The organism is Luteimonas salinilitoris (genome assembly GCF_041300785.1).
GTDB classification, from domain to species: domain Bacteria; phylum Pseudomonadota; class Gammaproteobacteria; order Xanthomonadales; family Xanthomonadaceae; genus Luteimonas; species Luteimonas salinilitoris.
In genome coordinates, this window is the sequence record NZ_JBFWIB010000038.1 from 1 (window position 1) to 4,764 (window position 4,764).

The 4,764-nt window shown below is 71.3% G+C and carries 5 protein-coding genes; 2 read left to right on the forward strand and 3 right to left on the reverse strand.

The features are described from left to right. Positions 1–15: 15 nt before the first annotated feature. The 3 genes from AB5T46_RS20190 to cutA are packed head-to-tail and all read right to left on the reverse strand — an operon-like array spanning position 16 to position 3,391. On the reverse strand, positions 16–612 hold the full coding sequence (locus AB5T46_RS20190; protein ID WP_370565904.1) for a TlpA disulfide reductase family protein: 597 nt from the start codon (positions 610–612) through the stop codon (positions 16–18). After that, positions 612–3,050, reverse strand: coding sequence for a protein-disulfide reductase DsbD (locus AB5T46_RS20195; protein ID WP_370565906.1), 2,439 nt, complete (start codon positions 3,048–3,050; stop codon positions 612–614). Before AB5T46_RS20195 ends, AB5T46_RS20190 begins: the two co-directional genes overlap by 1 nt. Then, positions 3,047–3,391, reverse strand: coding sequence for a divalent-cation tolerance protein CutA (gene cutA, locus AB5T46_RS20200; protein ID WP_370565909.1), 345 nt, complete (start codon positions 3,389–3,391; stop codon positions 3,047–3,049). The genes AB5T46_RS20195 and cutA overlap by 4 nt, the downstream gene beginning before the upstream one ends. Positions 3,392–3,581: 190 nt before the next feature. Here cutA and AB5T46_RS20205 point away from each other — a divergent pair, with 190 nt between their 5' ends. Together AB5T46_RS20205 and groES are read left to right on the forward strand one after the other, a co-directional pair. Next, on the forward strand, positions 3,582–4,079 hold the full coding sequence (locus AB5T46_RS20205; RefSeq protein ID WP_370565907.1) for an acyloxyacyl hydrolase: 498 nt from the start codon (positions 3,582–3,584) through the stop codon (positions 4,077–4,079). A gap of 206 nt (positions 4,080–4,285) precedes the next feature. Continuing rightward, positions 4,286–4,576, forward strand: a complete 291-nt coding sequence (gene groES / locus AB5T46_RS20210) for a co-chaperone GroES (protein ID WP_370565908.1) — start codon at positions 4,286–4,288, stop codon at positions 4,574–4,576. Positions 4,577–4,764: the final 188 nt, after the last annotated feature.

Below are 4,764 nucleotides of genomic sequence, written 5' to 3' on the forward strand. Positions count from 1 at the left end.
AAGCGGTCGGGCCGCCTAGTGCCGCGCCCAATCGTCGACCTCGCCGTCCTCGAACGGTCCGATGCGCTGCTTCAGCACCCGGCCGTCGGCCGAGACCAGCACCGAGTACGGCAGCACCCCGCGCGGGTTGCCCAGGCGCACGCCGGCGTCGGCGCGACCGGGGGCGTCGATCGCCAAGGGATAGGACACCGGGACCCGTTGCAGGAAGTCGCGCACCGCCGCCGGATCGTCCAGGGCGATGCCGAGCACGCGGGTGCCGTCGTCGCCCTGCGCGCGGGCGTAGCGGTCCAGTTCCGGCATTTCGCGGATGCAGGGGCCGCACCAGCTGGCCCAGATATTGACCAGCAGCGGACGGCCGGCGAAGTCGTCCGGCAGGACGATTTCACCGCCGTCCAGGGCCGCCACGGCGAACTTCGACAGCGCTTCGCCGCGCTTCGCCACCGCCACGCCCTCCGGGGCCGGGGGTGCGTTGGCCTGCAGCACCTGCTGGGCGATCCGCTGCCCGGGTTCGGTGCGCAGCAGCGGCCCGGGGCCGCGGGTCAGCAGGCCGGCGACCACGCCCAGGGTGCCCGCCGCCACCGCCACCAGCACGACCTTCGTGCCGGTGCGCATCAGCGGGCCTCGGTGGCGGCGCGCTGCACGCGCGCGGCGAACGCCGCGGCCTTCTCGAAGCCGAACAGCCGCAGTTCGCGGCGCTCGCCGCCGTCGACGAAGAACAGCGTCGCCGGCGGGCCGACGACACCGTAGCGGCGCATCAGCGCCTGGTCCTCGGCGTCGTTGGCGGTCACGTCGGCCTTGAGCAGCACGAAACCGGCCAGCGCGTCCTGCACCTCGGCCTGCGGGAAGGTGTACTTCTCCATCTCCTTGCAGGACACGCACCAGTCGGCATAGAAATCGAACAGCAGCGGCCGGCCGGCGGCCTGCGCGGCGGCGATCTCCAGGTCGAGATCGGCCACGGTCTTGATCCTGCGGAACGGCAGCTCCGCCTGCGGCTGCCGCGCCGCGGTCATGCCGTCCAGCGGCCGCAGCGGGTCGTGCGCGCCCGACATCGCCCCCAGCAGCTGCGCGCCGCCGATCACCGCCAGCACCAGGCCGGCGAAGCGTGCCAGCAGGCGCGTGCGCGACGTTTCGGTGCTCGCCGCCAGCGCCCACGCGGCCGCGGCCAGCGCCAGCAGGCCGTACAGGGCGAGGGTCGCCGGGCCCGGCAGGATCCGCGACAGCATCCACACCGCCAGCCCCAGGAACACGAAACCGAACACCCGCTGCGCCGCGACCATCCATGGCCCGCTGGTCGGCAGCCCGCGCCCGGCGGCGACGCCGAACGCCAGCAGCGGCAGGCCCATGCCCATCGCCAGCACGAACAGCGCGGTTCCGCCCAGCACCGGGTCGCCGCTCTCGCCGATGTACAGCACCGCGGCGGCCAGCGGCGGCGCCACGCAAGGGCCGACGATCAATGCCGATAGCGCGCCCATCGCCGCCACCCCGGCCAGCGAACCGCCGCGCTGGCGGTCACTGATCGCGCCGAGCCTGGCGCGGACCACGGCCGGCAGCTGCAGCTCGTAGAGGCCGAACGCCGACAGCGCCAGCACCACGAACAGCAGCGCGAACAGGGCGATGATCCACGGCGTCTGGAACGCGATCTGCAGGTTGGCGCCGAGCAGCGCGGCGACCACCCCGGCCACGGTGAACACCAGCGCGTTGGCCAGCACGTAGACGAACGACAGCAGCAGCGCGCGGCCGGTGCCCAGGCGCGTGCCGGCGCCGGCGATCAGTCCCGACAGGATCGGGATCATCGGCAGCACGCAGGGCGTGAACGCCAGCAGCAGGCCGGCGCCGAAGAAGCCGAGCAGGGTCAGCAGCCGGTCCGGGCCGGCCAGTGCGGCGGCCAGTCGGCTGTCGTCGGCCAGGGGGGCGGCCGCCGTTGGTGCGTCCGCTCCCGCTTCTGGAGGCGGACCGCCATCGGCGACATCGCCTGCGCGGTCCGCCCCGGCCGCCCCTGTAGGAGCGGCTTCAGCCGCGACCGATCCCTCCACCGCCGCGGCCGGTGCCTCCGCGGAGATCCCTGTCGCGGCTGAAGCCGCTCCTACAGGGGCGGGGGCGGTGCTGGTCGCCGGCAACGCCACCGTCACCGTGCGCGTCATCGGCGGATAGCAGATGCCCTCGTCCTGGCAACCCTGGAAGGTCGCGGTGAGGGTGACCTCGGCGGCGTCGGCGCGGGTGCGCCGCAGCGGCAGCGGCACGTCGACCTGGTCGAAGTACACCACCACCTTGCCGAAGTGTTCGTCGTGGTGGTCGACCCCGCGCGGCCATGCCGGCGCGTCAGCGGCGATGCCATCGGCGCCGGCGAGCGCGAACGTGCTGCGGTCGCGGTACAGGTAATAGCCGCGCGCCGGGGTGAAGCGCATCAGGATCGTGTCGCCGTCGCCGGCGATCGCCTCGAAACCGAACGCCTGTTCCGGCGGCAACGGCAACGCCTGCATGGACCCGTCCGCGGCGGTGCCGGATGGGATGGCGCCGTTGCCGGACAGCGCCCGGCCGAGCGCGGCGAGGCCGTCGCCGGCGCTGGCGGAGCCCCCGGCAGGCGGAGCGGCCTGGGCAGGCAGGGCGACGCTGATGGTGCGCGTCTGCGGTGGATAGCACACGCCGGCGTCGGCGCAGCCCTGGTACTTGACCTGCAGGGGCAGCGTTGTCATTCCGTCGTCGGGCGCGCCGGTGACCGCCGCGGTCAGGCGGTCGCGATAGGTCTCGACCTCGCCGAAGAACTCGTCGTGGTGCTTGTGCCCGGCCGGCAGTTGCAGCGGATTGATCTTGAAGCCTTCGTCGAGCCGCCGGACATCGATGCGGTGGCGGTACAGGTAATAGCCGTCGGCAATCTTCCAGTCCAGCTCGATGCGGTTGCGCGTGGGCGCCGTGGCCGTCAGTACGAAGGCCTCGTCGACCGGCAGCAGGTCGTTCTCGTCGACCGCGGCCGTGACCGTGGCCGTGGCGCCGAGCAGGCATGCCGCCAGCACGGCGAGGGCATGCCGGTAGTTCGACAGGTGCGACTTCACGGTTGCGGCTCCACGCTGGTTTCCTGTGCGATCCAGTCCAGATAGGCGGGCAGGCCGCCGGCGCTTTCGACCGCGATCACCTCGGGCAGTTCATACGGATGCAGGGCGACGATGCGTGCGGTCAGGGCCTGCAGCCGCGCCGGAGCGGTCTTGATCAGCAGCAGGACCTCGTCGGCGCGCTCGACCGTGCCCTGCCACCGGTACACGGACGTCACCCCCGGGAGCAGGTTCACGCAGGCGGCCAGCCGCTCGCCGACCAGGGTCTCGGCGATCCGGGCGGCGACGTCGCGGTCCGGGCAGGCGCACAGGCAGATCAGGGCGTTCAAGGCGAGGGGTGAGATCACGCGCGGGGGCGTATAGGGTAGCCGAGGCCCGGTGGTGGCGATCCGCGGCGGCCCCGCAATCCGGCTCGGTACGGCCATCCGCCGGCAACGGCGCCGGCGTCCGTCCCGGGCATTTCTTCCGGGACGCGCATATCCTGTACCGGCGGGTTTAAGATACGCGCCCTCTGTTCCCCATCCGGTACTTCCCATGCGTCGTCCCAGTTCCTCCTTCGCTGCGCTGCTGGCCGCGGCGGTCCTGTTCGCGCTGCCGGCTTCCGCGGCCCTGGCGCAATCGCGGTTCGAGATCGGCGGCGGCGCCTCGGTCACGCGCGGCAACGAGACCACGCCGATGATCTCCGCGGCATGGCTGCCGGCATGGCGGGTGATGGACAATGCGGTCCTGCACTGGGAGCTGGGCGCGATCCACGTGCGCGGGCGCGACGACACCCGGCTGGACCTGGAGGACGACGTGACCGTCGCCCACGCCGGGCTGCGCTACGAGCGCACCGACAACGGCCTGACCCTGGGGTTCGGCGTCGGTGCCCAGGCCGGCGAGACCGATGCCCTGTCCGGCGATCCGCAGTTCGTCACCACCGCCGGCTGGCGCTGGGACCGCTTCTCGCTGCTGGCCCGGCACATCTCCAATGCCAGCCTGCACCAGCCCAACGACGGCGAGACCATGCTGATGGCGGCCTGGCGCTTCTGACGACCTGCGCCCGGCGCATCGTCCGTTCGGACCTGCCCCGGATTTTTTTTCGCCGGAGGGCCTTGAAAGGCGGGCCGGCGGGCCCATCTCGCATCCATCCCGCGCATTGCCGGGTTTTGCCGTCCGCGCGCCTGGCACTCTCCTTGCGCGAGTGCTAAAGTCGCCACCCATTTCCTAAACCGATCAATCACTTAGCGAGGATCGAAATGAGCAACATCAAGCCGCTCTACGACCGTGTGGTCATCAAGCGTACCGAAGAAGAAAAGATGTCCGCCGGCGGCATCGTGATCCCGGACTCCGCCACCGAGAAGCCGATCAAGGGCGAAGTCGTCGCCACCGGCGAGGGCAAGGCGCTCGACAACGGCAGCGTGCGCGCGCCGAAGGTCAAGGCCGGCGACCAGGTGCTGTTCGGCAAGTACAGCGGCACCGAGGTCAAGCTGGACGGCACCGAGTACCTGGTGGTCCGCGAGGACGACATTCTGGCAATCCTCGGCTGACGCCGAGGCGGGAATCGGGAATCGGGAATCGTAAAAGCGCCATCGCGCCGGTTCGCCGTCCTGCCTCTCCATCCCGCTCGCAGTTGCCCTTCGCTTTCAACCATTCCCTATTCCCCATTCTCGAATCCCGGAGTTTCAAATGGCAGCCAAAGAAATCCGTTTCGGTGAAGATGCGCGCGCCAAGATGG